The organism is Kitasatospora sp. UYEF31, from assembly GCF_057291755.1.
Genome location: NZ_JBXAWK010000073.1, coordinates 1 through 26,516, shown reverse-complemented (window position 1 = coordinate 26,516; position 26,516 = coordinate 1). Strand labels below are relative to the sequence as shown.

General features: G+C 67.4%; 20 protein-coding genes and 1 pseudogene. 14 read left to right on the top strand and 7 right to left on the bottom strand.

The features are described from left to right. The first annotated feature begins 560 nt into the window (after positions 1-560). From AC0Z36_RS26150 to AC0Z36_RS26135, 4 genes are all read left to right on the top strand, one after another. The gene (locus tag AC0Z36_RS26150) at positions 561-851 is read left to right on the top strand and encodes a hypothetical protein (RefSeq protein WP_485465517.1); all 291 of its coding nucleotides are present in this window, start codon (positions 561-563) and stop codon (positions 849-851) included. A 164-nt stretch (positions 852-1,015) separates the two neighbouring features. Beyond that, entirely contained in the window at positions 1,016-1,471 is a 456-nt protein-coding gene (locus AC0Z36_RS26145; RefSeq protein ID WP_485465516.1) for a hypothetical protein, read from the top strand. A 218-nt stretch (positions 1,472-1,689) separates the two neighbouring features. Beyond that, a complete protein-coding gene (surE, locus tag AC0Z36_RS26140) occupies positions 1,690-2,748 on the top strand; it encodes a 5'/3'-nucleotidase SurE (RefSeq protein ID WP_485465515.1) in 1,059 nt (352 codons plus the stop codon). Between the two features lie 119 nt (positions 2,749-2,867). Further along, positions 2,868-3,737, top strand: coding sequence for a spermidine synthase (locus AC0Z36_RS26135; protein ID WP_485465514.1), 870 nt, complete (start codon positions 2,868-2,870; stop codon positions 3,735-3,737). Between the two features lie 39 nt (positions 3,738-3,776). Here the strand turns inward: AC0Z36_RS26135 and AC0Z36_RS26130 are convergent, their stop codons facing one another. The 6 genes from AC0Z36_RS26130 to AC0Z36_RS26105 form a co-directional block, all read right to left on the bottom strand. Then, positions 3,777-4,580, bottom strand: a complete 804-nt coding sequence (locus AC0Z36_RS26130) for an ABC transporter permease (RefSeq protein ID WP_485465513.1) — start codon at positions 4,578-4,580, stop codon at positions 3,777-3,779. Then, on the bottom strand, positions 4,561-5,469 hold the full coding sequence (locus AC0Z36_RS26125) for a 2-aminoethylphosphonate ABC transporter permease subunit (RefSeq protein WP_485465512.1): 909 nt from the start codon (positions 5,467-5,469) through the stop codon (positions 4,561-4,563). The genes AC0Z36_RS26130 and AC0Z36_RS26125 overlap by 20 nt, the downstream gene beginning before the upstream one ends. Then, positions 5,466-6,617 carry an ABC transporter ATP-binding protein gene (locus AC0Z36_RS26120; RefSeq protein WP_485465511.1) on the bottom strand — a complete coding sequence of 384 codons (1,152 nt, stop codon included), beginning with the start codon at positions 6,615-6,617 and terminating at the stop codon, positions 5,466-5,468. The genes AC0Z36_RS26125 and AC0Z36_RS26120 overlap by 4 nt, the downstream gene beginning before the upstream one ends. 183 nt (positions 6,618-6,800) lie before the next feature. After that, positions 6,801-7,907: a 2-aminoethylphosphonate ABC transporter substrate-binding protein gene (locus AC0Z36_RS26115; protein WP_485465510.1), complete on the bottom strand. Its 1,107-nt coding sequence runs from the start codon at positions 7,905-7,907 to the stop codon at positions 6,801-6,803. A 71-nt stretch (positions 7,908-7,978) separates the two neighbouring features. Further along, entirely contained in the window at positions 7,979-8,656 is a 678-nt protein-coding gene (locus AC0Z36_RS26110) for a phosphonatase-like hydrolase (RefSeq protein WP_485465509.1), read from the bottom strand. Positions 8,657-8,678: 22 nt separating this feature from the next. Continuing rightward, entirely contained in the window at positions 8,679-9,803 is a 1,125-nt protein-coding gene (locus tag AC0Z36_RS26105; protein WP_485465508.1) for a TIGR03364 family FAD-dependent oxidoreductase, read from the bottom strand. A gap of 526 nt (positions 9,804-10,329) precedes the next feature. Between AC0Z36_RS26105 and AC0Z36_RS26100 the strand changes: the two genes are divergently transcribed. Next, complete coding sequence (locus AC0Z36_RS26100; protein ID WP_485465507.1) at positions 10,330-11,829, top strand: nucleobase:cation symporter-2 family protein; 1,500 nt, start codon at positions 10,330-10,332, stop codon at positions 11,827-11,829. A 74-nt stretch (positions 11,830-11,903) separates the two neighbouring features. Here AC0Z36_RS26100 and AC0Z36_RS26095 read toward each other — a convergent pair whose 3' ends face one another. Then, on the bottom strand, positions 11,904-13,520 hold the full coding sequence (locus AC0Z36_RS26095) for a PucR family transcriptional regulator (RefSeq protein ID WP_485465506.1): 1,617 nt from the start codon (positions 13,518-13,520) through the stop codon (positions 11,904-11,906). Positions 13,521-13,783: 263 nt separating this feature from the next. Here AC0Z36_RS26095 and AC0Z36_RS26090 point away from each other — a divergent pair, with 263 nt between their 5' ends. The 9 genes and pseudogenes from AC0Z36_RS26090 (at position 13,784) to AC0Z36_RS26050 (ending at position 26,342) form a co-directional block, all read left to right on the top strand. Next, positions 13,784-14,677 (top strand): FAD binding domain-containing protein, encoded by an 894-nt coding sequence (locus AC0Z36_RS26090; RefSeq protein WP_485465505.1) that lies wholly within the window; start codon positions 13,784-13,786, stop codon positions 14,675-14,677. Beyond that, positions 14,674-15,171, top strand: a complete 498-nt coding sequence (locus AC0Z36_RS26085; protein ID WP_485465504.1) for a (2Fe-2S)-binding protein — start codon at positions 14,674-14,676, stop codon at positions 15,169-15,171. The genes AC0Z36_RS26090 and AC0Z36_RS26085 overlap by 4 nt, the downstream gene beginning before the upstream one ends. Before the next feature lie 3 nt (positions 15,172-15,174). Further along, a complete protein-coding gene (gene pucD / locus AC0Z36_RS26080; RefSeq protein WP_485465503.1) occupies positions 15,175-17,541 on the top strand; it encodes a xanthine dehydrogenase subunit D in 2,367 nt (788 codons plus the stop codon). A 429-nt stretch (positions 17,542-17,970) separates the two neighbouring features. Further along, entirely contained in the window at positions 17,971-19,320 is a 1,350-nt protein-coding gene (locus tag AC0Z36_RS26075; protein ID WP_485465518.1) for an NCS2 family permease, read from the top strand. Between the two features lie 56 nt (positions 19,321-19,376). Beyond that, positions 19,377-20,492, top strand: coding sequence for an XdhC family protein (locus tag AC0Z36_RS26070; RefSeq protein ID WP_485465502.1), 1,116 nt, complete (start codon positions 19,377-19,379; stop codon positions 20,490-20,492). Positions 20,493-20,725: 233 nt separating this feature from the next. After that, positions 20,726-20,872 carry a hypothetical protein gene (locus AC0Z36_RS26065; RefSeq protein WP_485465501.1) on the top strand — a complete coding sequence of 49 codons (147 nt, stop codon included), beginning with the start codon at positions 20,726-20,728 and terminating at the stop codon, positions 20,870-20,872. A 260-nt stretch (positions 20,873-21,132) separates the two neighbouring features. After that, positions 21,133-21,828, top strand: a pseudogene (locus tag AC0Z36_RS26060) (DUF6531 domain-containing protein); the annotation flags it as partial. Positions 21,829-22,010: 182 nt separating this feature from the next. Further along, positions 22,011-25,235, top strand: coding sequence for an RHS repeat-associated core domain-containing protein (locus AC0Z36_RS26055; protein WP_485465500.1), 3,225 nt, complete (start codon positions 22,011-22,013; stop codon positions 25,233-25,235). A gap of 333 nt (positions 25,236-25,568) precedes the next feature. Further along, complete coding sequence (locus AC0Z36_RS26050; protein WP_485465499.1) at positions 25,569-26,342, top strand: hypothetical protein; 774 nt, start codon at positions 25,569-25,571, stop codon at positions 26,340-26,342. The last annotated feature ends 174 nt before the right edge of the window (positions 26,343-26,516 follow it).

Genomic DNA, 26,516 nt, shown 5'->3' with positions numbered 1-26,516 from the left:
ATTGTGCTTGTCGGCGTTTCTTCCGACTCGGTAAGCTTAGCACGTCGTTTCCGGCGTATTTCCGCTTCCCGTTCGCATCGGGTCAGTCCTTGCGGACTTTCCTTCTGCTCTTCGAGCTTAGCACACCGTTTCCGGTCCGCTTTCGCTCTGTCTGCTTTTCGGATTTCCCCTTGCGGGTTTTTCCGTCGGCGTGTTCCAAACCTTAGCGGACCGCATTCCCATTCGGCCAATCGGCCGTCTCGGCATGCTTTCCGGGTTCAGGCACCCGATCCCATGTCCTCGCAACCCGTCAGACGGCGCGCGAACGCGCGTCGTCAACTGGTTGGATTGGTGGGGTTGGCCGCCCGTCCAAGGTTTCCCAAGTGGGCAGCTCGTTGAGATTACACACCCCAGGCACCTACTGCAAATCAGGACTTTGGCCCGTTTGGGTGAGGGTACGGAGCGCCTCCGGAGTGGACCGGACGGTTGTTTCCCCCGCCCCGGCGAGCGTCCGCCGAGTGCAGAGGAAGTAACCATGACTCGGGCAGTTTCATTCCTCTTCCGCTGAGCAGACGTATCGCATGTTGAGGACACGAGAACGCGCGAACCCGGTCGCCACCGCAGTCTCCATAGTTACCGCAGTGATCGTGGCCATCCTTCTGATGTTCATCCTGCTGGTCCTGCTCGAAGCGAACCCGAGCAACGGCTTCGTCCAGACGATGGGCGACTGGACCGATGCCCTCGCCGGCTGGTCCAAGGACCTCTTCACCCCAGACAACCCGAAGACGCGGGTGACGGTGAACGTGGGTCTGGCAGCGCTGGTGTACGCCTTCATCGGCGGACTGATCGCTCGATTGGTCTCCCGACTCTGAACCTGTAGGGCAATGCGTACGGCCCCATACGTACAGTCCCGGTTTCTTCATTCCTCTCCCCTCTTCACTCATGCGACCTGTGCCAGGCGATCCCTCACCTGTCACAGGTCGCATGATGGTGTCCGACCTATCTGTCCCTGTCGGCCCCGGAGGTGCTTCCCCACATGCCGCTGCTCACCCCGGAGACCCTGGGCGACCTGCTTGACCTGTACGACTTCGGCGACGGGTGCATAACCCGCATCCGCCTTGACGATCCCTTCCGGCCCGGTGGGGCGACGGTCAGGATCGTCGTGGACGCCCGGGACAGGGAGGATGCCTGGCCCTGGCTCCCGGTCGAATTCACGCTGACGGGATTGCGCGACTACCGGTTCGAACACGGCAAGGGCTTCTCTGGAATGCTCTATTTCGATCCGGTTTTGTCGGTTTTCTCCGATGAGACACACGGCGAACTGCTCTACCTGGACTTCGATCCGGTGGACGGTCCCGGCCAGTACGAGCCGGCCGACGCCGACGAGATCGTCCAGCGGTCGCAGTGCTACTTCGCCGCCGAGCGCTGCACTTGGAGCGCGGTGCCGGCGGAGGAGAGTCCCCGCCTGGTCCTCGGTGGCCCGAAGAACTGAGCATCTGACACCCAGTTAGCCACCGCTCACAGCTGACACGTGTCAGCTGCATCACAAATCACTCACACGTCTTTTCATGGATAGCTTTTTACTCTTACGGTCAGCGCCAAGCGCCGGGATGTTTCTGTGTTCATTTTCTGAACACAACTCTTTTACGCACCGCCCCTCTGAGACAGCCCGGCGGCACCTCCTCCTGCCCCTGACTGAGTCGAGGAAGCATGAAGCTCTCCAAGAAGCGTCTTGTCGCCATCCCCGCCGCGATGGCTGCCGGGCTTGTCGCGTTGTCTGTGACCACCAGCGCCAGTGCCGCACCCAACCACCGGCCGGACACCAAACCGCTGGCCGGAATGCGCATCGTCATGAGCAACGACGACTCGATGCAGATGGCGAAGCCCGACGGCAATGACGGCAAGGGCCTGTACGAGGCGCGCAAGGCGCTGTGCGCAGCCGGTGCCGATGTCGTCGTCATGGCCCCCTGGTCCAACCAGAGCGGTGCGGGCACCGGCGGCACCAACAGCGGCAAGCTGACTGTGCAGCAGCGCACCGCGCTGCCCGCGGCCTACGCCAGCGACTGCTCGGACGCCCCGGCGAAGGGCTCCGTCTTCGGCGTCTGCAAGGGTGACCAGCCCTGCGGGCCGACCACTCCGGGTGCCACCCCAGCCGACACCATCCGGCTTGCCCTCAACGGCGGGCTGAAGGCCAAGGCCGGCTGGGACAAGCGCCCGGACCTGGTCGTCTCGGGCAGCAATTTCGGGCCGAACGCCGCCTCGGTGGTCAACGACTCGGGCACCGTGGGCGCGGCGCTCGCCGCGATCGAGGAGAAGGTCCCGGCCGTCGCGCTGAACGCCGCGTACGAGGCCGACATGAGCAAGGGCCTCGTCGTCACGGACCGGACGTACCGCGGCACCGGCGAGTTCGGTGCGAAGTTCATCGGCGACCTGCGCGAGAAGCGCATGCTGCAGGCCGATTTTGTGGTGAACCTGAACTTCCCCGCGCTTCCGGAGGGCGGTAAGCCCAAGGGCGTCAAGATGACCTCTGTCGGCGACGGCACCGTGATCGACCGCGAGTACACGCCGACTGGTGACACGTTCACCATCGGTGGCCTCCCGTGCGATGCCGCGAAGCCGAGCGCTGACTGCCACAAGGAGACCAAGCGCGACGCGGACATCGTGGTGCTCGGGCAGGGTTATGTGACGGTCACTCCGCTGACCGGGGACCGTACCTTCGAAGGCCGTGAGACCCGCGACCTGGAGCGCTTCGTGAGGAGCGGCCGCTGACGCAGCCACTCGGACGGGCGGTCTGCCCGGGACCACAAGGGTCCCGGGCAGACCGCCCGTCCGCTTTTCGGGGAACCCGGAAAGGCGCAGTCCGGCCGTAACGTCAGATACTTGTGGGCATGGCAGGCAACAAAAGCGGGCGCCGCTCCGCACGTGTGGTGGTTGAGGCAGCGGTGGACTCGGGTACGGCCGTGCTCGAACCGGACGCCGACCGGCCCCGGGCGTGGACGCTGCACCTCGACGGGGCCCCGCAATCTCACGTGGACCTGGACGATCCGACCTGGTTGCAGTTCGAGTACGTCCGCCGGATCGGACACGTGGTCGACCTGATCGCCGATCCGAGGCTGCCGCTGCGGGCGCTGCACCTGGGCGGCGGGGCGTGGACACTGCCGCGCTACATCGCGGCGACCCGGCCGCGCTCGCGGCAGCAGGTGGCGGAGATCGACGGCGCGCTGGTGGAGTTCGTCCGGCAGGAGCTGCCGTTGGAGCAGGGCACTCAGCTGCGGGTGCGCACCGGTGACGGGCGAGAGGTCCTGGAGAAGGCTCCCGAGGATGTGTACGACCTGGTGGTCGGCGATGTCTTCAGTGGTTCCCGTACGCCGGCCCATCTGACGTCGGTGGAGTTCGTCGCGCAGGTGGCGCGGGCACTTCGCCCTGGCGGGGTCTATGTGGCGAACCTGGCCGACGGCGGCCGTCTCGACTTCGTCCGGGCGCAGGTGGCGACCGTACGATCGGTGTTTCCTGAAGTGCTGTTCATCGCGGACCCGGCCGTGCTGCGCGGGCGGCGGTTCGGGAACGTTGTTCTGGTGGCTTCGGACCATGAGCTGCCGATTGCTGAACTTGCCCGCCGTACGGCGTCTGATCCTTTCCCCGGACGGGTGGAGCACGGGGCCTCGGTGGCGGACTTCACCGGTGGGGCTCTGGTCGTCACCGACGCGAAGGCGGTGCCTTCACCGGAGCCTCCGCAGGGGTCGCTCAGCTTCAAGTAGCGGCCAGTAGCTTCAAGTAATGAACGCAACCTGGTTTCTTCAGGCGCGCTTCTCCTCGACCCGGCCGCGCATCAGGCCGACGATCAGCAGCAGTGCCAGCGTCGCGACCAGGAGCACCACCGTCACCGCTGAGCCGAGCAGGATCTTCCCGCGGTCGGTGAGGGTGAAGATGGACACCGGCAGAGTGCGCCACTGTGCCGGGTAAACCATGATCGTCGCGCCGACCTCGCCCATGGACAGGGCGATCGACAGGCTGGACGCGGCGGAGATCGACGGCAGCAGCATCGGGAGGCGGACCCGCAGCAGGACCCTGAGCGGCGAGGCCCCGAGGGAGGACGCGACGTCGGCGAATGCGGCGTCCGTACGGTCCAGTCCTGCGGAGACCGTGGAGTAGGCGAAGGTCACCACCATGGTGGTGTGGGCGATGACCACGATCCACATCGTGCCGTTGAGCAGGACCGCGCCCTGGCTGAACGCCACCAGCATGCCGAGGCCGACGACGACCGAGGGCACTGCCACCGGCAGGTGGAAAAGGGTTGCGGTGATCTTCCGCAGTGGGGCCGGGGCGTCGCGGGACGCGATGGCCGCCCACGTACCGACGATCACCGCGATGACCCCGGCGGTCACCGCCGTCTGGATGCTGACGGTCAGTGAGTCGAGGTTCGTCCCGTCGACGGCTTCGTTGATGTTGGCTGTTGTCCAGGACGACGGCAGTACGCCGTTCCAGTCACCGGCGACGGCTGCGATGAGAAGGATGGCGAGCGGCCCCAGGATCACCGGGGCGAAGATTATGGCGAAGAGCGCCCAGGTCAGGGCCTTTCCGCTACGAGACCACACCAGCACTGCCGGCTCCTGTCTTCGAGAAGATGAGTCGGTAGAGGCCATAGAGGGCGAGTGAGAGCGCGACCTCGACGACGGCGATGACGCAGGCGCCGGGGTAGTCGAAGGTGACCGCGCCCTTAGCGTGCACCAGCATCGGCAGCGTGGTGACGTCCTTGGCTCCGATGAACAGCACGATGCCGAACTCGTTGAGGGTCATCAGCAGGGTGAGGCTGCCACCGGCGGCCAGGGCCGGCCAGGCTTCGGGAAGCAGGACCTGGCGTATCACTCGCAGCGGCGATGCGCCCAACGAGGCTGCCACGTCGAGGCGTTCGCGTGGCACAAGGGCAAAAGCGGCGAGCAGCGGGCGCATCACGAAGGGCGTGTAGAAGGTGATCTCGGCGAAGACCACGCACCACTGGGTGTAGAGGAACCCGGTCAGCGGGTCGCCGAGGCCCAGGTTTCCGGCAACTTCGTTCGCCACACCCGCCGTTCCGTACAGGAAGGTGAAGGAGAGCGCGATCAGGAAGGACGGGAACGCGAGGAACGTGTCGACCAGGCGGGACACCGCGCGGGCGCCGGGGAACGGCACAAAAGTCAGGACCAGCGCGAAGAAGAAGCCCAGGATCAGGCAGCCGAGCGTGGACAGCGCCCCGATCTTGACGGTGTTCCACAGTGATTCGGTGAACTGAGGTGACGTCAGGATCGCGTGCCAGACGCCGAATCCGACGTTGCCCTTCTTGTCGATGAAGGACTGCTTGACGACCAGGGCCAGCGGATAGACCAGGAAACCGCAGATCAGCAACAGCGGCGGGAGCAGCCACAGGATCTTGACGGTGACACCGGACGACCGGGGGTGCTTCGGCGGAACTGCCTTTGTCTGGACGACTGGTGGCGCGGTGATGGTCGTCATGCGGCGGTCCGCGCGGGCACGAGGACGCAGGGCGCGGCGGGCAGTTTCACGCCGATGCGGGTGCCCGGGGCCGGGGTCGCGTGCAGGTCGGGCACGTCGATACGGACTTCAGTGCCGGCCGGGTCGTCCAGTACGCAGGTCAGGCGGTACGACGTTCCCCGCCACTGGGTGCCGGTGAGCAGGGCGGGCAGGGTGTCCGGCTCGTCTACGTCGGTGATCGTGAGTGCGTGCGGCCTGGCCACCAGCATCGCGGCGTCAGCATCGGCGAATCCGCAGGTGGCGTCGGCGAGGGTGGTCAAAGCGCCGACGGTGACCCTGGCCTGCTGGCCGTCAGCCGTACAGCCGGTGACGACCTTGGCCGGGATGAGGTTCGCCGCGCCGAGGAAGGACGCGGTGAACTCGCTCGGCGGGCGGCGGTAGAGGCGGCCCGTGTCGTCGAGGTCGACCAGGCGGGCGTCGCGCATGACGGCGATCCGGTCGGCGAGGGCGAGGGCTTCGCTCTGGTCGTGGGTGACGTACATGATCGCCACGTCGGGCAACTCGGCGCGCAGCTTGATGAGTTCGCCGAGCAGGTCGGAACGCAGCGCGGCATCGAGTGCGGACAGTGGTTCGTCAAGGAGGAGCACCGGCGACTTGATCGCCAGGGCCCGGGCGATCGCGACCCGCTGCTGCTGGCCGCCGGAAAGCTCTCTGGGGAAGCGTCGGGCGTACGCGGCCATGCCGACCATGTCGAGGGCTTCGGCGACCCGGGTGCTGACTTCCGACCGCGGCGTCCGGCGGGCCTTGAGGCCGAAGGCGACGTTGTCCGTCACCCGCATGTGCGGGAACAGCGCGTAGTTCTGGACGACCACGCCGATGCCGCGCTTGTGCGGGGGTTCGGCGGTGACGTCGCGGCCGCTGAGGTGGATTCGCCCTGCGGTGGGCTTCAGGAATCCGGCGACTGCCTTGAGCGCGGTGGACTTCCCGGAACCGGACGGGCCGAGCAGGGCGACCGTCTCACCCCGGGCCACCGTGAGGTTGAAGGTGTCCAGGGCGGTGACGGATCCGTAGCGGACCGTCAGGCCTTCGATGGTGATGGCGGCAGCCGGTCGCGGGGCGGGCGCCGTTGCGCCGCTACCCGTCGGCCGTTCGATAAGTGCGGCGGTCATGGCGTTCCCTTTCGGGCTGCGGTGGAGGTGCCGGTCGCTGAGTGGGGCGAGTCCGGTGTTTCGTTGGGGCTTCTTGCGGCCCCACTCAGCGGGTGGATCCCAGCGGGTGCGACTGAGCGGGTGCGACTGAGGGGGTTCTACTGAGCGGGTTCTACTTAGCGGGTTCTACTTAGCGGGTTCTACTTAGCGGCCGACGGCCTTGTTGTAGGCCGCGATGTCCGCGTCGAAGTCCTTTAGCACGGCGGCCCAGTCGGGGTTCCACGTCTCGACGCCCGCCATCACCGTCTTGATCTCCTCGGCGTTGGCGCCGGTCGCGGTGACGTCACTGCGGACGGGCAGGCCCAGGGCCTCATCGGCCAGGGTCGCCTGTGCCTCGGCGGACAGCAGGTAGTCCATGAGCTTCTTGCCGGCCTCGGCGTGCGGGGCGCCCTTGGCCAGGCCCATTCCGTACGGCAGGGCGAAGGTCGACTTCTTGCCCGCGTCGTCGGCCGGGAAGAAGACCTTGAAGTTGGACTTGTCCTTGTGGATCGAGGCGAGGTTCATCTGCATGTCGCCGTTGGCGACAGTGAGTTCGCCCTTGCTGACCTTGGGCTGGAGCTTGCCGGTGGAGGCCGACGGGCCGACGTTGTTCTTCTCCAGGTCCTTGAGGTAGGTGAGCGCGCCTTCCTTGCCGTAGATGTGCTGGAGCTGGAGCAGGACGGCCGTGCCGTCACCCGCCTGGCCGGGCGTCGAGTACTGGAGCTTCTGCTTGAAGCCGCCGCCGAGCAGGTCCTTGAAGGACACCGGGGCGGGCTTGGCCTGGTCCGGGTTGTAGATGAAGCTCAGGTAGTTGTTGACCACCGGGGTGTACAGACCGGTCGGCTCCTTGAAGCCGTCCGGGATCTTGTCCGACCCTGCGGGCACGTACGGCTGGAGCAGGCTCGCGCCGGCCGCGCGCTGGATGAACGGCGGGAGGGTGATCGCGACGTCCGCCTGGACGTTGCTCTTCTCCTTCTCCAGGCGGGTGATGACCTCGCCGGAGCCGGACTCGACCACGTTGACCTTGATGCCGGTCTTCTTGGTGAAGTCGTCGAAGCGCTTGGCGTACCAGTCGCCCAGGCCGTCCACGGAGTAAAGGGTGACCGAGCCGCCAGCCGCGGGCGCGCCGCCGCCGGTGGTTCCGGCCGCCGGGGCGCCGGAGTTGGCGCCCTTCTTGTCCGCGGAGTCACTGTTGCTTCCCGTGCCGCCGCACGCGGTCGCGGTCAAGGCCAGGGTCGCGGCTACGGCGGCGGTGCTGATGATGCGCTTCATGGTCGTACTGCCCTTCGGGAGCGGTGAGGGAAACAGTGCGGTGCTGCGGGCACTGCCTGAAGCCGGGTGGTTCAGAGACCGAGAAGCGCCGGGAGGTCCCGGACGGACTCGAGTACGTGGGTGGCGCCCGCGGCTTCCAACTGCTCGCGACTGTGGGCGCCGGTGAGCACCCCGGCGGCGACCGACGCTCCGGCGCGCAGCCCGGAGAGCACGTCGGAGGCCGTGTCGCCGATCGTCGCGACGGTGCGTACGTCGTCGACGCCGAGTTCGAGCACGGCCTTGAGGACCATGTCCGGGTACGGACGTCCGCGTCCCGCGTCGGCCGGGCTGAGGGTGAGGTCGGCGATGTCCTGCCAGCCCAGGGCGGCGATGATCGCGTCCTGGGTCGGCCGGGCGAAGCCGGTGGTCAGGGCGGTCTTGATGCCTGCCTTGCGCAGCGCGGTGATGGTCTCGGCGGCACCCTCGACCGGCTCGCACCTGCCCTCGGCGACGAGGTCGGCGTACGCCTGCTCGAAGGCTGCGTTGGCCTGCTGGGCCTTCACCTCGTCACCGTCGAGCAATGCCCGGAAGACAGTGATCTTGCTTTCGCCCATCGTCCGGACGACGTACTCAAGCATGGGGACGAAGCCTGGGACGTCCTCGCCGACGCCCACCGTGGCGATGGCCCGGGTGAAGGCTTCGACGACCAGGCCGTCGTCGGCGACCGTTGTGCCGGCCATGTCGAACACGACGAGCTGAATGTCAGTCATCTGCTTGTCTCCTGAAGGAAGTTCACAGACCGGCGAGGTCGGCGCTGCGGTAGCCGATGGCGGGCGAGCAGGTCATCCCGCGACCGCCGGGCCCGGTGACCAGCCAGACGCCGGGGGCGACCTGGTTGCGGTGGACCACTTCGGTGGTTGTGGTGCACTGCGCGTACACGCCCGCCCAGCGGCGGTGGACGCGCGGCAGCGGGCGGCCCAGGATCGACTCGGCGACCTGCTGAAGGTGCTCGTACGGGTCTTCGCGTACGTCGAAGTTGAAGGGTTCCGCGTATTCGTGGGTGTCGCCGATGGTCAGGCCGCCGTCGAGGCGCTGCACCATGAGCAGCTGCATCTTGTGTTCGGCGGCTGTACCGCCCTGCGGCTGGACAGACTTCAGGTGGTCGAGCTCGGGTCCCGCGTAGGCCGGGTAGTAGCGGAAGCTGTCGCCGTCGGCGACCGCGGTGGTCAGCGGTTCGCCCAGCGGGTCGGTCTGCATCATCTGCAGGCGGACCCGGCGGACGGGTACCTGTGGTTCCAGCTCCCGGACAAGACCGGTCAGCCAGGCACCCGTGCAGAGGAAGACGACGTCGCCGCGGTGGACTTCGTTGTGGTCGTCGCGGACGCCGACCCCGTTGTCGGTCAGGTCGCGGACTTCGCGCCCGGCGATCCAGGTGTAGCGGCCGGTCCGGTGCAGGTGGCCGCGGAGTGCGGGGAGGGCGACCCGGGACTCGACCGTGCCGTCCCGCTCACACCACAGGGCCGACTCGAACTCGCCGCGCAGCGCCGGGTTCTTGGCCCGCGCTTCGGCCGGGGTGAGGAGTGCGAGTCCGCGGTCGTCCGCTTCCGGGAGTTTGAGTGACGCTTCGGCCACCGCCGTCTCTTCGGGGGTGCGGCACACCGTGAGCGAGCCGGCCGGCCTGAACCCGACGCCGGGGACCTCCTTGCCGATGGTCTCCCACAGTTCGCGGGCGTGCAGGGCGGTCTCGACCTCGGCTCCGCTCGCCCGGCCGCCGACCCAGACCAGTCCGAAGTTGCGGACCGAAGCGCCCCGCGCTTCTTGTTCACGTTCGATCTGGACGACCTCGTGGCCGCGGCTGACGGCCTGCCAGGCGTGCATGGTGCCCAGCACGCCTCCTCCGACGATGATGACGCGCACGGCGTTTCTCCTCCTGTGACTTCCCTGGACTGTCGGCCTGGACTTTCAGGGCCCTGGGCTTTTGGGGCCTGGACTTTCAGGGCCCTGGGCTTTTGGGGCCTGGACTTTCAGGGCCTGGCCTGGACGTGAACCGGACTGTGCAGAGCCGTTCTGGATGGAGAAGCAAGTGCAGTGCGGTGGTGCCGGAACTCAGCCTGCGAGCGGCTTGTGTCGAGGATGGAGAGGCTGTGTGACGTACGGATGAACAGGTCATTAAGGTCCGAACCTGTTACCTCAGCGTTATATTACCGAGCTGTCGGACGCGGCGGTTGCAGATCGAGATCGGGAATCTATTGACCGCCCGTCAGGGCCGTCCCTACAGTCGCCTCAACCTAAACGGAATCGAAATTCCGCCTGGTGAAAACAACAACAGAATCTCAACGAGGGGAATCGCCCCCGGATCTCCTGCATCCGTTCCCCTGGAGTTGCTCCGAGCCAGTACGTCCAAAGCCGTCACGAGGCGGCACCCGATGTGGAGGCACCTCTCATGGGCTGGAGAACAACCAGGAATTCCGCGGCGGCGTCGGAAACGGCCGTCAGTGAAGAACCGGGCGCTCCGAAACCGGGCACAACGCCGGGCACAACCACGGACACCGCTGAGGGAACGACCAAGACCCAAGCCGTACACCCCGTCGACGAGATCCTGCCACCCGGCAAGATGCTGGCCGGCGCGCTCCAGCACGTGGCCACGATGTACGCCGGGGTCGCCGCTCCCCCACTGATCATCGGTGGCGCGCTCGGACTCAGCGCCGCCGAGATGACCACACTGCTCGGTGCGAGCCTGCTGATCGCCGGGCTGGCGACGCTGCTCCAGACGATCGGCTTCCTCGGCGTCGGGTCCCGACTGCCGTTCGTCAACGGCGTCACGTTCGCGGTGGTGTCGCCCATCCTCGCGGTGGCCTCGACCAAGGGCGACGCGACGCTGCCGGTCATCTTCGGCTCGACGATCGTCGTCGGCGTGTTCTGCTTCCTGCTCGCACCGGTCTTCTGCCGGCTCGTCAGATTCTTCCCGCCGGTGGTCAGCGGCACGGTGATAACCCTGATCGGGATATCCCTGCTGCCGGTCGCGGGCAACTGGGCGCAGGGCGGCAACTCGCACGCGCCCGGCTACGGGTCGCTGACCAACCTGGGCCTGGCCGTCGTGACGCTCGCCGCGATCCTGACCCTGCACCGGGTGCTGACCGGCTTCCTCCAGCGCATCGCGATCCTGCTCGGTCTGGTCATCGGCACACTGGTCGCGATCCCCTTCGGCAAGGTGGACGGCAAGGCGCTCACCGAGCTGCCGATTTTCGAGGTTCCGAAGCCGTTCGCCTTCGGCGCACCGGAGTTCGACACCTCGGTGATCATTTCGATGCTCGTCGTGATGATCGTGTGCATGACCGAATCGACGGCCGACATCATTGCCCTGGGCGAGGTCGTGGACAAACCCGCCGACGACAAGACCATCGCCCGCGGGTTGCGCGCGGACGGCCTGGCCACCGCGTTCGGCGGCATCTTCAACGGGTTCACGTGCACCGCTTTCGCGCAGAACATCGGGCTGATCGCGCTCACCCGCATCCGCAGCCGGTTCGTGGTCGCGGTGTGCGGCGGCATGCTGGTCCTGATGGGCCTGATGCCGGTTGTCGGCGGCCTGGTCGCCTTGGTCCCGCAACCGGTGCTGGGCGGAGCCGGGATCGTGCTGTTCGGCTCGGTCGCCGTCGCGGGCATCCGCGCGCTGTCCAAGGCCGACCTCAACGACGGTTCGAACGCCCTGATCGTCGCGGTGAGCCTGGCGTTCGGCATCTTCCCGATCGCGTACCCGGACTTCTACCACGCGCTGCCGGAGAAGGTCGCGATGATCGTCAGCTCGGGCATCTCGGCAGGCTGCATCGCCGCTGTCACGCTCAACCTGCTGCTCAACCACGTCGGCCGCAAGGGCGACGCCGCGCCTGGTCCCGTACCGCAGGAATCAATCGACGCGGCCCAGGAAGTGGCCGTACCGGCCTGAGCCACCCGGCCGCCCATGCGTTCTTGACAGGCCGTCAGCGAGGCTTCAGCGCAGCTTAAGGATCGGACGGGTCGTCAGCGGAGCTTGAGGGCCAGGAAGAAGTCCACCTTGTCCTCCAGGCGCGCGAGTTGACGGCCTGTCAGTTCCTCTATGCGGCCGATCCGGTACCGCAGCGTATTCACGTGTACGTGCAGTCTCGCCGCACACCGGGTCCACGAGCCGTCGCAGTCGAGGAACACCTCCAGTGTGCTCACCAGGTCGGCCTGGTGACTGGTGTCGTACGCGCACAGGGGGTCGAGGAGCCGACTGCGGAAGGCCCGGCGGACGTCCTCGGGCACCGCCGCGAGCAGCGCGACGTGTGAGGCCAGCTCGGCGTGCCCCACGACCTCCACCCGGCCTGTCCTGGTGCCGGCGATCTGACCCGCGTGCCACGCGGCCTCCAGCGCGCCGCGCAGGCCGTCGGCCCGCGCCACCCGGGCGCTGACGCCGATGTGCACCCGGGTGCAGCCTGCGGCGGGGCCGTCGAGGGCGGCGAGCCGGTCGCGCAGGAGGCGCGTGGTGGGGTCGGGCTCGTTGCCGTTCGGGTCGGCGCTGTCCTGACACGGGATCAGCGCGACCGCGCCGGGACCGGTCGCGGACACCAGCGCGGGTGTGGGCAGGTCGGCCAGCGCCTCATCAAGCAGGACCCTGGCGAGCCGCTGCGCCTCCAGGGCGGGCAGGTCGGGCAGGACCGCGGTGGCGAACTGCCACGTGACGCCCTCGGCGTCATCGGGCCCGGCGACCCGCAGCCGCGCGGCCACCTCGATGGGGTCGGCCCCTGACGCGAGCAGGCTGAGCACGTCCTCGGACAGCCGCCGGGTGCGGCGGCGCTGGTCCTCGACGCGGTCCCGGCCCACCGACACAAGACGGATGAGCTCACCGAGCAGCGCCTGGTGCCGCTCGGGCCAGTCCGTCACGTCGTCCTCGACCACCAGGAACCAGTCGCCCCACACGTCCAGACCGGCGGGCCCGCCCGACTCTGGGACAGGGAGCAGCGAGAACGAGCGCCCGTCGATGCGGTGGCGGAACGGCACCCGGGTCTTGCGTTCGCGGGCGCCGAAGTGCGCGCGGGCCAGCTTGGCGCGCAGTCCCGGCGCCAGATCCGGCCCACCGGCGGCGGCTTGACGTCCAGTCAGAGAAAGCACCCAGCACTGTATGTCGATATCCGCTGCGACAAGACCGAGCACGCCGTCGAGTCCGGCCCCGCCTGCGGTCGCCGCCTGGACGAGTCGCCGGTGCCGGTCGACGACCGCGGTCAGGTCGGTGGCGCGTTCGGCGGATATCCGGCGGACCACGAACTCGGTCAGGCTCGCGAAGGAGAGCTCCTCCTCGACGGCGAACAGCGGCAGGTGGTGCCGCTCGCACGCGGCGATCAGGTCGTCGGGGATGTCCCCAATCTCCGCCTGCCCGGCGGCGAGCGCAACGACCCCGTTTTTGGTAAGCATATGGACAAACTGGTCGGAATCGTCGGCACTGGAGGACGTCGAACGCCAGCCCATCCCGGTCAGCACAAGCGCGCCGGCGGTCAGATAGCGACTTGGATCGTGCAGGTCAGTGGTCATTACGGCACGCACGGTCCGGTCGAGTTCTCCCTCGCCGACCAGGAGCCGAACGCCGGATATCCCATCGCCGAGAAGCGCGCGCAACCGCATCCAAGACCCCTCTCGCTTGAGCCGCGGACTGTGCAGACACACGGCAGCTCCGTCATACCGGTCTGACGACCAGGGGAACACTTGGAGAAAGGTACGGAAACACTTCCCGGTCGGCGCACCCGGGTCATGTCTTCCGTGGGTACTCATAGTGACCCCGGTCTCGGTGTACTGGTGCAACTCTCCGATTCACCCCGAGCGCAGCGCCCCCCGCGACGGGAACATGAACGGTAGGGCCATACGCAAGGCAGAAGGAGATATCCACCATGGAATTCCTGCGGCCCGCGACGTGGGAGGAGGCGCTCGCCGTCAAGGCGCAGCACCCGTCCGCAGTCCCGATCGCCGGTGGCACCGACGTGATGGTCGAGTTGAACTTCGACCGTCGGCGTCCGGAGGCGCTGTTGGACCTCAACCGGATTCGTGACCTGCACGAGTGGCAGATCGAGGACGACGGGACAGTGCGCCTCGGTGCCTCCGTTCCGTACTCGAAGGTTATTGACTCGCTCCACGACCGCCTCCCCGGGCTCTCGCTGGGGGCCCGCACTGTGGGGTCGCCGCAGATCCGCAACCGCGGGACCGTCGGCGGCAACCTGGGCGGGGCCTCGCCGGCCGGCGACGCGCACCCCCCGCTGCTCGCTTCGGGTGGTTCGGTCGAGGCCGCCTCAGTGCGCGGCACCCGGCTGATCCCGATCGATGAGTTCTACCTCGGGGTCAAGCGCAATGCGCTGGAGGCGGACGAGCTGATCCGGGCGATCCACATCCCGTCGGCGACCGGGCCGCAGCAGTTCGCCAAGATCGGCACCCGGAACGCCATGGTGATCGCGGTGTGCTCGTTCGCCGTCGCCCTGCACCCGGACACGCGGACCGTACGGACCGGGATCGGTTCGGCCGCGCCGACACCGCGCCGGGCGAAGGACGCCGAGGCCTTCATCGCCGCTGAGCTCGCCGACACCCGGCTGTGGGACACCGGTGCGGAGCTGCCGGTCGCGACCGCGAAACGTTTCGGCCAGCTGGTCGCCGAGGCCGCGTCGCCGATCGACGATGTGCGCGGCTCGGCCGCGTACCGCCGGCACGCGCTCGCCGTGATGGCCCGCCGCACCCTCCTTTGGACCTGGAACGACCACCGCACCACCGCCACCGCTGGGAGGGCCGCCGCATGAGGGTCACATTCACCGTGAACGGCCGCCCGACCGAGGCGGACGACGTCTGGGAGGGCGAGAGCCTGCTGTACGTCCTGCGCGAGCGGGTCGGGCTGCCAGGCTCGAAGAACGCCTGCGAGCAGGGCGAATGCGGTTCGTGCACGGTCTACCTGGACGGCGATCCGGTCTGTTCGTGCCTGGTGGCCGCCGGGCAGGTGCAGGGCCGCGAGGTCGGCACCGTCGAAGGCCTCGCCGATGGCGAGCTCCTGGACCCCGTCCAGCAGGCGTTCATCGACACCGGCGCTGTCCAGTGCGGGTTCTGCACGCCAGGCCTGCTCGTGCAGACACACGACCTCCTGGAGCACTCGCACCACCCCTCCGACGCGGAGATCCGCGAGGCGCTGTCGGGCAACCTGTGCCGCTGTACGGGTTACGAAAAGATCATGGACGCGGTCCGGCTCGCCGCCGCCCGCAAGGCGGAGGCGCGCGACGCCGCCGCCGGACAGGTGGTCTGACACATGGCTGGTCTGAGCAAACCCAAGAACCTCCAGGACGTCGTGGCACCCGGCCGGGACGGCATCGGCGCGTCGCCGCTGCGCCCGGACGGGATCCTCAAGGTCAAGGGCGACTTCGCGTACTCCTCCGACCTGTGGCACGAGGACATGCTGTGGGGCATGGCGCTGCGCAGCCCGCACGCCAGGGCGAAGATCCTGTCGGTGGACATCTCCGCCGCCGTGGCGCAGCCCGGGGTGTACGCGGTGATGACCCACGAGGACATCCCCGGCACGAAGTACTACGGCTTGGAGATCAAGGACCAGCCGGTCCTGGCGATCGACCAGGTGCGTTTCCACGGCGAGCCGATCGTGATCGTGGCCGCCGACCACCCGGAGACCGCGCGGCGGGCGATCGCCAAGATCAAGGTTGAGTACGAGGTACTCCCGACGATCGGCGCGGACGAGGCGCTCGACCCGGAGACGTACGGGTACGTGCACTCTCCCGAGGATTACAAGGCACATGCGTCCGGCAACATCGTGCACAGCCAGCACATCCAGCACGGCGACGGCGATTCGGCCGACGTGCGGGCGCTGGCCGATGTCATCGTGCGCGGCGAGTACGCGGTCGGGATGCAGGACCAGGCTTTCCTGGGTCCGGAGTCCGGCCTTGCGGTGCCCGCCGAGGACGGCGGTGTCGACCTGTACATCGCCACCCAGTGGTTGCACGTCGACCAGGAGCAGATGTGCCCGGTGCTCTGCCTGCCGCCGGAGAAGGTGCGGCTCACGCTCGCCGGTGTCGGCGGGGCGTTCGGCGGGCGCGAGGACATCTCGATGCAGGTGCACGCGTGCCTGCTCGCCCAGCGCACCGGCAAGCCTGTGAAGATCGTCTACTCGCGGGAGGAGTCGTTCTTCGGCCACGTGCACCGGCACCCGGCGACGATGGTGTTCGAGCACGGTGCGACCCGCGACGGGAAGCTCGTCTTCGTCAAGGCTGAGATCGTGCTCGACGGCGGCGCGTACGCGTCGGCGTCCCCTGCTGTGGTCGGGAACGCCGCATCGCTCGGGATCGGCCCGTACGTCATTCCCAACGCGTCGATCGACTCGACGGCGGTCTACACGAACAACCCGCCGTGCGGCGCGATGCGTGGTTTCGGCGCGGTGCAGATGTGCTTCGGCTACGAGACGCAGATGGACCGTCTCGCCGCCGAACTGAGCCTGGACCCGGTCGAGTTGCGGCAGCTCAACGCGATGGAGCAGGGTTCCGTACTGCCGACCGGGCAGACTGTGGACGCCCCCGCGCCAGTGGCCGAACTCCTGCGCAGGGTCAAGGAGTTGCCGCTTCCGCAGGTCGAGAACTGGCGTACGGCCGACGGCGCTGACGTGCGCGAGCTGCCGGGCGGACTGTCCAACACCACTCACGGCGAAGGCGTCGTGCGCGGCGTCGGCTACGCGGTCGGCATCAAGAACGTCGGCTTCTCCGAGGGCTTCGACGACTACTCCACCGCGCGGGTTCGTCTGGAGGTCATCAACGGCGCGCCGGTCGCGCTTGTGCACACTGCCATGGCGGAGGTCGGCCAGGGCGGGGTCACGATCCACGCGCAGATCGTGCGCACCGAGCTGGGTGTCGACCAGGTGACGATCGCACCGGCGGACACGCAGGTGGGGTCGGCCGGCTCGACGTCGGCGTCGCGGCAGACGTACATGACCGGCGGCGCCGTGAAGATGGCGGCCGAGGCGGTGCGGACGATCGTGCTCACCCGCGGTCGTGAGCGGTACGGCTGGTCGACGGTGTTCGCGGCGGGTCTACGGCTTGCGGGCGGCAAGATCGTCACGACGGCGGGCGAGGTCGCCGCGGACCTCGCCGAAGTGCTCGGCGACGAGCCGGTCGACGAGACGACCGAGTTCCACCACCGGCCGACCGAGGCGTTCGACAAGGTCACCGGCCAGGGTCTTGGCCACCTCCAGTACACGTTCTGCGCGCACCGCGCGGTGGTGGACGTCGACGTCGAGCTCGGCCTGGTCAAGGTGATCGAGCTGGCTGCGGCGCAGGACGTCGGCAAGGCGATGAACCCGCTCGCGGTGGTCGGCCAGATCCAGGGCGGCAGCACCCAGGGCCTGGGACTGGCCTTGATGGAGGAGATCCTCATCAAGGACGGCAAGGTCCGGAACCCGTCCTTCACCGACTATCTGATCCCGACGATCCTCGACACGCCGCCCATGCCGGTGGACGTGCTCGAACTCGCGGACCCCAACGCCCCGTACGGGCTGCGCGGGGCCGGCGAGGCACCCACTCTTTCCTCGACTCCCGCGATCGTCGCAGCGATCCGCGCGGCGACCGGGCTGGCCCTGAACCGGGTGCCGGTCCGGCCAGAACACCTGACCGGAACCTGAACCGGGTGCCGGTCCGGCCGGAATTTTCCACCGGGACCTGAGACGCAGTCAGTTTCCGTTTTTTCACCGTAGTACGGTCCCGGGCGGCGGCGCAGACGCCACCCCCGGGGCCGGACCGGCCCGACTTCCCACGGCAGACCGCCGTGCCGTCGTACGGACGCGCCCCCACGCACCAAGGCCGCCGCACCCGCCCCTGCCCGAACCCGGTCAGGAAGACCGCGGTGGCCCGCTCCATCCCAACAACATCTAAGACACTTGGGAGTGGGAATAGTGGCTCAGACATCGGTTCCGACGGAACCCGGGGAAACACCCCCGACACCGCCGCACGGATCGGACACAAAAACGGCGACACCGCCGCCGCCCGCGCATGTGGAGAGGAGCAACAGCGCTCTCGACCTGTACTTCAAGATCAGCGCACGCGGCAGCACAATGACGCGCGAGATACGCGGCGGCGTCACCACCTTCATGGCGATGGCTTACATCCTGCTGCTCAACCCGATCCTGCTGGGTGGCAAGGACGTCAACGGGCACCAGCTCGACCCCACGCAGATCACCACGATGACCGCGCTCGCCGCGTTTGTCACAACGGTCGCAATGGGTCTGATCGGCAACGCGCCGCTCGCGTTGGCGGCCGGGCTCTCGGTGGCCGGTGTGGTCGGCAACTCGGTCGCGTCGCAGATGTCGTGGCCGCAGGCGATGGGCCTGTGTGTCATCTACGGCGCGATCATCATGCTGATGGTCGTCTCGGGTCTGCGCGAGCGGATCATGAACGCGATCCCGATGGCGCTCAAGCACGCCATCACGATCGGCATCGGCCTGTTCATCGCGATCATCGGTCTCAACAACGCCGGCGTCGTGACCGAGAACGCCGCCCCGGGCGGTCCGCCGATCACGCTCGGCCCGGCCGGTGAGCTGGCCGGCTGGCCGGTGCTGGTCTTCGCGATCACACTTATCTCGATCTTCCTGCTGATGGCCCGCAACATCCGTGGCGCGATCCTGATCGGCCTGGTCTTCGGCACGGTCGTGGCCATGATCGTCAACAAGGCCGCCGACATCCCCGACAAGGCGTGGGGCGGCGGCGTACCGAACCTGCCCGACAAGATCGTGGACACTCCGGACTTCGGTCTGTTCGGCAAGGTCGACGTGTTCGGCGGATTCTCCGCAGCCGGCGGGATCACCGCATCGGTGCTGGTCTTCACCCTGGTGTTCGCGGGCTTCTTCGATGCCATGGCGACAATCATCGGCATCGGCAACGAGGCCAAGCTCGTGGACGACAAGGGCCGCATGCCGGGTCTGTCCAAGGCTCTGGCGGTCGACGGTGCCGGTGGCATCATCGGCGGCATCACCAGCTCGTCCGGTCAGACGGTCTTCATCGAGTCGGCGACCGGGGTCGGAGACGGCGCCCGTACGGGCCTGTCCAGCGTGGTCACCGGTGGCATCTTCGGCCTGATGCTGTTCTTCACCCCGCTCGCGGGTGTGGTGCCGAACCAGGTCGCGGCGGCAGCCCTCGTGGTGATCGGCTCGATGATGATCACCCAGGTCAAGCACATCGACTGGGACGACAAGGCCGCGGCGATCCCCGCGTTCGTGACGATCGTCCTGATGCCGTTCACGTACTCGATCACGGCGGGCGTCGGGGCCGGCTGCATTCTCTACACGCTGATCAAGGCCGTGCAGGGCAAGTGGCGTGACGTGGGGCCGCTCATGTGGATCCTCTCGCTCGCGTTCCTCGCGTTCTTCGCACTCCATCCGATCAAGGAGTGGTTGGGCGTCAGCTGAGCTGCTGACGGTCACTTTTACCCGGCCGCACACCCACACAGCCCAAGGAGACCTCGATGCTCGACCTCGGGACCGAACTCGCGGCCTGGCGACGTGCGGGTACGCCGTACGCCCTGGCCACCGTCGTCGACGTCAGTGGAAGCGCGCCCCGCCCCCCGGGGGCGGCGCTCGCCGTGGGCGCCGACGGCACGGTCGTCGGAAGTGTCTCGGGCGGGTGTGTGGAAGGTGCCGTTTACGAGCTGTGCCGCGAAGCGCTGGAGAACGGACGTCCTGTCCTCCAGCGCTTCGGGTACAGCGCGGAAGACGCCTTCGCCGTGGGACTGACCTGCGGCGGGGAGATCGACATCTTCGTCCGGCCCAGCGGTGACCCCGCTGTGGAAGCGGCCCTGGCCGCGGCCGAACGGGACACCCCCGTGGCCGCGGCTCAGATCGTCGCCGGTCCGGCCGGGCTGCTCGGCCGGACCATCACGGTGACCGCCGAAGAAGTGACCGGGTCGTACGGAATGGACCCCGCGCTGGACTCCTCTGTCATCGGCGAGACACGCGCGATGCTGGACGTCGGCCGTACGGGATTGCTGACGTTTCGCCAGGACGGCCGGCCCTGCCCGGAGTCGTCCCCCGAGGACGTCACGGTGTTCGTGGAGACCCGCACACCGCCACCGCGGCTGCTGGTCTACGGAGCAATCGACTTCGCGGTGGCGGTCGCGCGCTTGGGCAAACTGCTCGGCTACCGGGTCACGGTGTGCGACGCCCGCGAGGTCTTCGCGACGGCCCGGCGCTTCCCGGACGCGGACGAGGTCGTGGTCGACTGGCCGCACCGGCACCTGGACTCGGTCGCGGACACGCTGGACGGCCGGACGGTCGTCGCGGTGCTGACGCACGACGCGAAGTTCGATGTGCCTTTGCTGGACCGGGCGTTGCGACTGTCGCTCGGGTATGTCGGGGCGATGGGGTCACGGCGCACGCATGAGGAGCGGCTGGTGCGGTTGCGCGAAGTCGGCGTCAGTGAGCGGCAGATCGCTGCTCTGCACTCGCCCATCGGTCTCGATCTGGGGGCGCGGACTCCGGAGGAGACGGCATTGTCGGTCTTTGCTGAGGTGGTGGCAACTCGGCACGGCGGGACGGGACTTCCGCTGCGTGCCGCGGGCGGTCCGATTCACCGGGCTGCTTGACGGTGCCTGAGCAGCCAGCGCAGAGTGCCGATCATCGATGACCCGGCCATGTCCATGTGACCCGATTCACTGACATGCCGTCAAGCTGTCATCAACTCACAACCGAAGGTAGATTCGGCCGCGGCTTTGCTTCGTGGGACCAGTGAGTCCTGTGGAAGTACGAGGCAGTCGAAGCAATCGAGATCAGGGATGAGCGTCACCACACCCGCCTGGTTGAAAAAACCGGGGAGAACGTGCCGCTGAACGAGGCAGTCCGCGGCCTGTTCTCCGCAACCGACGGCCTGTTCTCCGCAACCGACGGCCTGACGGGGGACGGGAGTTCGAGCCTCTCCGACGTTCTCAAAACGCAGGATTCCGGCGCCAGGACGGGTGCGCTGTGAGTAAGCACGGCAAGGGCCCGCACGGTCCGCCGAATTCGGGACCGCACGACAAGGGACCCGAGAAGAGCCCCGCGCCGCCGGATTCCGGCGCGCACAAGCCACCGGGCACCAAGAAAGGCCCGGACCTCTCCACACCGCCGGGCAAGACCACACCAGGCGCGCCCGGCAAGCCGGGCAGCACGGCCCCGGCGGGACCGCCGCCCAAGGGCGGCCAGGGCTTCCAGCTCACCCCCGACCACTTCGACACCGCCATCGGCGGCATGCACAGCGCCGCCACCCGCATGCAGACCGCACACGACAAACTCTCCGGCGTGATCGCCGCCAAAGGCGACTTCATGCAGAAGGACAGCCTCGGCCAGTCCTTCGCCAAAGTCTTCCAGCCCATAGCCGACGGCCACGGCCGGGCCGGACAGTCACTCCAGAAATCCGTCGCCAAGACCGGCGACGGATTCAAGGGCAACGCCACCACGATGCGCGGGGGCGAAAAGAAGGCCAAGACCGGGATCGACGCGGTCAAGACGCCGGGGACCGGCGGTACGGGGCCGACGGGGCGGACGGGCGGGCCGCCCGGCGGGCCGAGTGGCCCGGCCGGCAAAGGAGTCGGGAACAACAAGGGTCCGAAAGCCACTTCAGTACCCGCTGGCGGGAAACCTGGCTCCCCGCCCAAAGGGACCCGGCCCAAGAGCGACCCAGCCAAAACCACGCCGCTCAATTCCAAAGCCATTCCGCCGGACAAGACCGTCTGCAAGAGCGACCCGGTCGATGTGGCGACCGGCGGAATGGTCCTGGAGCAGACCGACGTCTCGTTGCCCGGCGTCCTGCCCCTGGTGCTCAACCGACGGCACAACTCAACTTTCCGGCACGGCCGCCTGTTCGGCCCCTCCTGGGCCTCCACGCTGGACCAGCGGATGGAACTGTCCCAGGACGGGGTGGTGCACACCACCGCCGACGGCCTCGTGCTGCACTACCCCGTCCCACGGGCTGGGGACAGGGTCTGGCCCGTCGCCGGCCCGGCATTGCCCCTGGATTGGGACGGCGCAGCGTCCGGAGAGATGGTGGTCTCCGATCCGCAGACCGGCTGCGGCGCGTACTTCGCCCCGCTGGGGGCCTCCCGCCGCAGCGCTCCAACGCGGCGGTCGTGCTGCCGCTGCGCGCGCTGGAGGACCGCAACGGCAACCGGATCGACCTGGACTACGACGAGCACGGGATGCTGTGCGGGATCCGGCACAGCGGCGGCTACCGGATCGCCGTGGACACCGAGGGTGATCGGATCGCCGGCCTGCGGCTGCTCGACGGGGCCGACAGCACCGACCTGGTCCGGTACGGCTACGACGCGGCGGGAAACCTCACTGAGGTCTACAACTCGTCCGGCCGGCCGCTGGTGTTCGGCTATGACGCCGACCACCGGATCACCTCGTGGACCGACCGCAACGGCATGGACTACCGGTACGAGTACGACCCGGCCGGACGGTGCGTCAGGACCTCAGGCTCCGGCGGGTACCTCAACGGCGCCTTCGCCTACGACCGGTCGGCCCGCACCACCATGCACACCGACTCCCTGGGCCGGGTGTCGGTCTTCGCGTACAACGAAGCCGGGCAGATCGTCCGGGAGACTGACCCGCTGGGACACAGCGTGGTCAAGGAATGGGACCCGTACAACAACCTGACCGCGGTCACCGACCCGCTGGGGCGCACCACCCGGGCAACCTATGACGATCTGGGCAACCCGCTGACCGTCACGCGCCCCGACGGCTCGACAGTCACCGTGGTCTACGACGACCTGGGGAACCCGGTCGAAGTCACCAACGCGGACGGACTGCGATCGAGCTTCGAGTACGACGCCTACGGCAACCGCAGCGCGGACACCGGCCCGGCAGGGGCCAGGACCGAGTACGGACACGGCCCAGGCGGGGCGCTCGCTTCGATTGCCCCGGTCACCGGCCAACTGGGCACCACCGTCCAGATCAGCTGTGACCTGGCGGGACTCCCGTTGGCGGTCTCCGGACCCACCGGGACCACCCGCTGCACCCGCGACGCCTTCGGCCGCATCAGCTCGGTCACCGATCCGCTGGGCGGCACCGTCCGCTTCGGCTGGACCGTCGAGGGCCTACCGGCCTGGCGCGAATACCCGGACGGCCGCCGCGAGGAGTGGCAGTACGACGGCGAAGGCAACCTGCTCTGCCACCATGACCCGGCCGGAAACCCGACCACGATGGAGTACACCGCCTTCGACCTGCCCGCCGCGCGGACCACCGCCGACGGAGTCCGGTACGAGTTCGCCTACGACACCGAACTGCGGCTGACCGGTGTGACCGACTTGCACGGCACGGCCTGGACGTATGCGTACGATCCGGCCGGGCGGCTGACCGGCGAGACAGATTTCAACGACCGCACGCTGGCCTACACCCTGGATGCTGGTGGACAGCTGACCGCCCGCACCAACGGCGCGGGCGAACGTGTGGACTTCACCCGGGATGTGCGCGGCAGGGTCGTGGAACAGCGGCACGCGGACACCGGCCGGATCACCACCTTCGCGTTCGACAGCGTCGGCCGGCTGTCCCGCACCACAAATCCCGATGCCGATCTGTCCTTTGAGTACGACGCGCTGGGCAGGCTGGTGTCGGAGACCTGCAACGGCCGCTCCCTGGCCACCACCTACGACATCCTGGGCCGCAGGCACACCCGCACCACCCCGTCCGGGCAGGTCAGCACCTGGGACTACGACACGGCCGGGCGCCCCGTCCGACTGGGCACCGCCGCGGGAGCGCTGGAGTTCGGCTACGACCAACTCGGCCGCGAGGTGCAGCGCCGTCTGGGTCCCAAGGTCGTCCTGGAACAGACGTGGGACACCGCCCACCGCCTGTCCGAACAGTCCCTGGTCGCCACCGGCCCGGGACAGGACAGCGGACTGCTCAGCAGGTTCGCTCTGACCATGGACACCCAGCGGCTGCACCGACGCGGCTACTCCTACCGTGACGACGGATATTTGACGGCCGTTGACGACTCCACCACCGGACGCCGCTCCTTCGACCTGGACACTGCCGGGCAGGTCACCGCAGTCCGCGCCGAAGGCTGGACCGAGAACTACGCCTACGACGAGCTGGGTAACCTCACCCACGGCACCTGGCCGACAGGTGACGGTCAATCAGATATTCAAGGTGAGCGAGAGTTCACTGGAACCCTTATCCGCCGCGCCGGCCGTACCTTCTACGAGCACGACGCCCAAGGACGAGTGGTCCGCAGTAGCCGCAAGCTCCTGTCCGGCGGCTCCAAAGTCTGGACGTACACGTGGGACGCCGACGACCGGATGACCGGGGTGACCACCCCGGAGGGTACGGACTGGCGGTATTTGTACGACCCGTTGGGGCGGCGGATAGCCAAACAGCGACTGACGGCTGACGGTGCGATCGCCGCTGAGGTCAGGTTTGCCTGGGACGGAACCCAACTGGCCGAACAGGTGGCCGATGCTGAGAAAGCCACCTCGTGGAACTACGCGCCAGGTGGCCACCAGCCCGTCAGCCAACTCGACCAGGATCTGACCCAGGACCAGGTGGATGCGCGGTTCCATGCCATCATCACCGACCTGGTGGGAACACCTACCGAACTGGTGTCCCTTGACGGAAGGCGAATCCCACAGAGCCAAACCACCTTGTGGGGACTCCGCTCCACTGCCGACGCAGTGGACAAAACCGTCAACTGCCCAATCCGCTTCCCCGGACAGTACGCGGACCCGGAAACAGGGTGGAATTACAATTACTTCCGCTATTTCGACCCGGAAACCGATCGATATACTTCACCGGACCCGCTCGGCCTACAACCCACACCCAATCAGCATTCATACGTCACCAACCCCTTCATCTCGTTCGACCCGCTCGGCCTGGCTCCCTGCCGTATCGACAAGTACGCCTGGGAAGGCAGCATCAGATACGGCAGGCTCGACGCACTGGGGCGGCCCACCGGGATGTCGGCATCTCTTCGAGCCGACATGCTGGATCAAGGATCAGAGGCCGGGAAAACAAGGACCCCCGGCTGGCGGAATCGCGGAGACCTCTTCAACGAAGCGCGCGGCCATCTTCTCGCCGGTCGGCTCGGCGGGGCAGGCACAGGCCCGTTCGCTCGCCAGAACCTGGTTACACTGACTCAGAATCCCTGGAATTCGCCATACATGCGAGTTGTTTTTGAACAGAAAGTCTACGACGCCGTAGATGCCGGGGAAATCGTGCAGTACACTGTAACCCCAATCTATGGCGGGGCGAATCCAATTCCACTCCGCCTGGAAATAGAAGCTCACGGAAATAAGGGTTTCCATCTTACCGGAGAAGTGGACAATCCTGCTTCTGGAGTTCGAACACCGGTGATCTGAGATACCTAATCCAACGCGTCCACCACTCGTATGACATTCAGCGCACCAAGGCCGCCGGAGGAATTCATGGCTCGCACGACCCCCGAACGGCCCGTAGACGTCCAGGCCTTGTTTCCGGAACTCTCCGCCTACCGTCGGACCAGTACTCGACTACACCCCCGGCCGGGAACGCCGACCGTGCGGCAAGGTTCAGTCGGTGGCCCGTTCCTGTGGCCGGCGGATGAGCCCTGGCCGGAGTGCAGGGAGCCGCATCGCCGCGGGTTCGGCGAACGGATCCGCGACGTCCGTCTAGAGCGGGAAATACGCGATGCGGCGCGGAACCGGCCTTCGGGAATGACGGACGAGGAGCGCGATGTCCTGTCCTCGATTCGGCACAATGAACTGCACATCCCCGGGCTCGGAGATACGGACCCGATCGCCCTGCTTGCTTTGTGCCAGTTGTTCACTTCCGAAGTGCCCGGCCTCGTCGGCCCCGACGGCTGCGATCTCCTTCAGGTCCTCTGGTGCCCGTTTGACGAACACGGCGGGGGGGACACGCCGGGCGTCTATCTGTACTGGCGCGATTCCTCTCAGGTCACCAACCTGCTCCTGCAGCAGCCCGAGCCGGAAATTGTCGGTTATGCCGATTCCGTCCCCGAGCCCTGCATTCTGCATCCCGAACAGGTAGTGGAACACGAATACGAGGGCCTTCTTCCTGAAGATCTCCGGGCCCGGATCGACGCCTGGGAGGATTCGGAGGACGAAGAAGAAGGAGAAGAGGACGAAGGTGAAGGAGAGAAAGAAGGAGAAGATTTGGTTTATTACCAACATGATCTTTCAATCCCGCCAGGGTGGAAGGTCGGCGGCTTCGCTTCCTGGCACTTGACCGACCCGCGCCCAATAGAGTGCGCATCCTGTGGTCGCCCCATGGATCTTCTTCTCACCATCGACAGCAAAGAATGGGACGGCGGATCCCGTAGCTGGGTCCCACACGAAGACCAATCGCTCATCGGTAAACGGAGAACGAACACGCCTACCCATATCACAGTCGGCCGTTGGGGCTCCCTGCGGATCTTCACCTGCCCCGTCGATCCGACCGGACACCCGCACAGGACCAGTATCCAGTGAGAATTTCTGATCTACGCTCAAACGAATTGACGATCACTCCCGGATGACTTCCAGTACAAATTGCTTCGCCCAGTTGAGATCAGCCTCGATTCGTCAGTGGGGTCTGATTACTGACTGAACCGGTAGGTTGCCCGTAATGTCCCCAGCCGTTCGGGGACGGGCCGTCGCGTGACG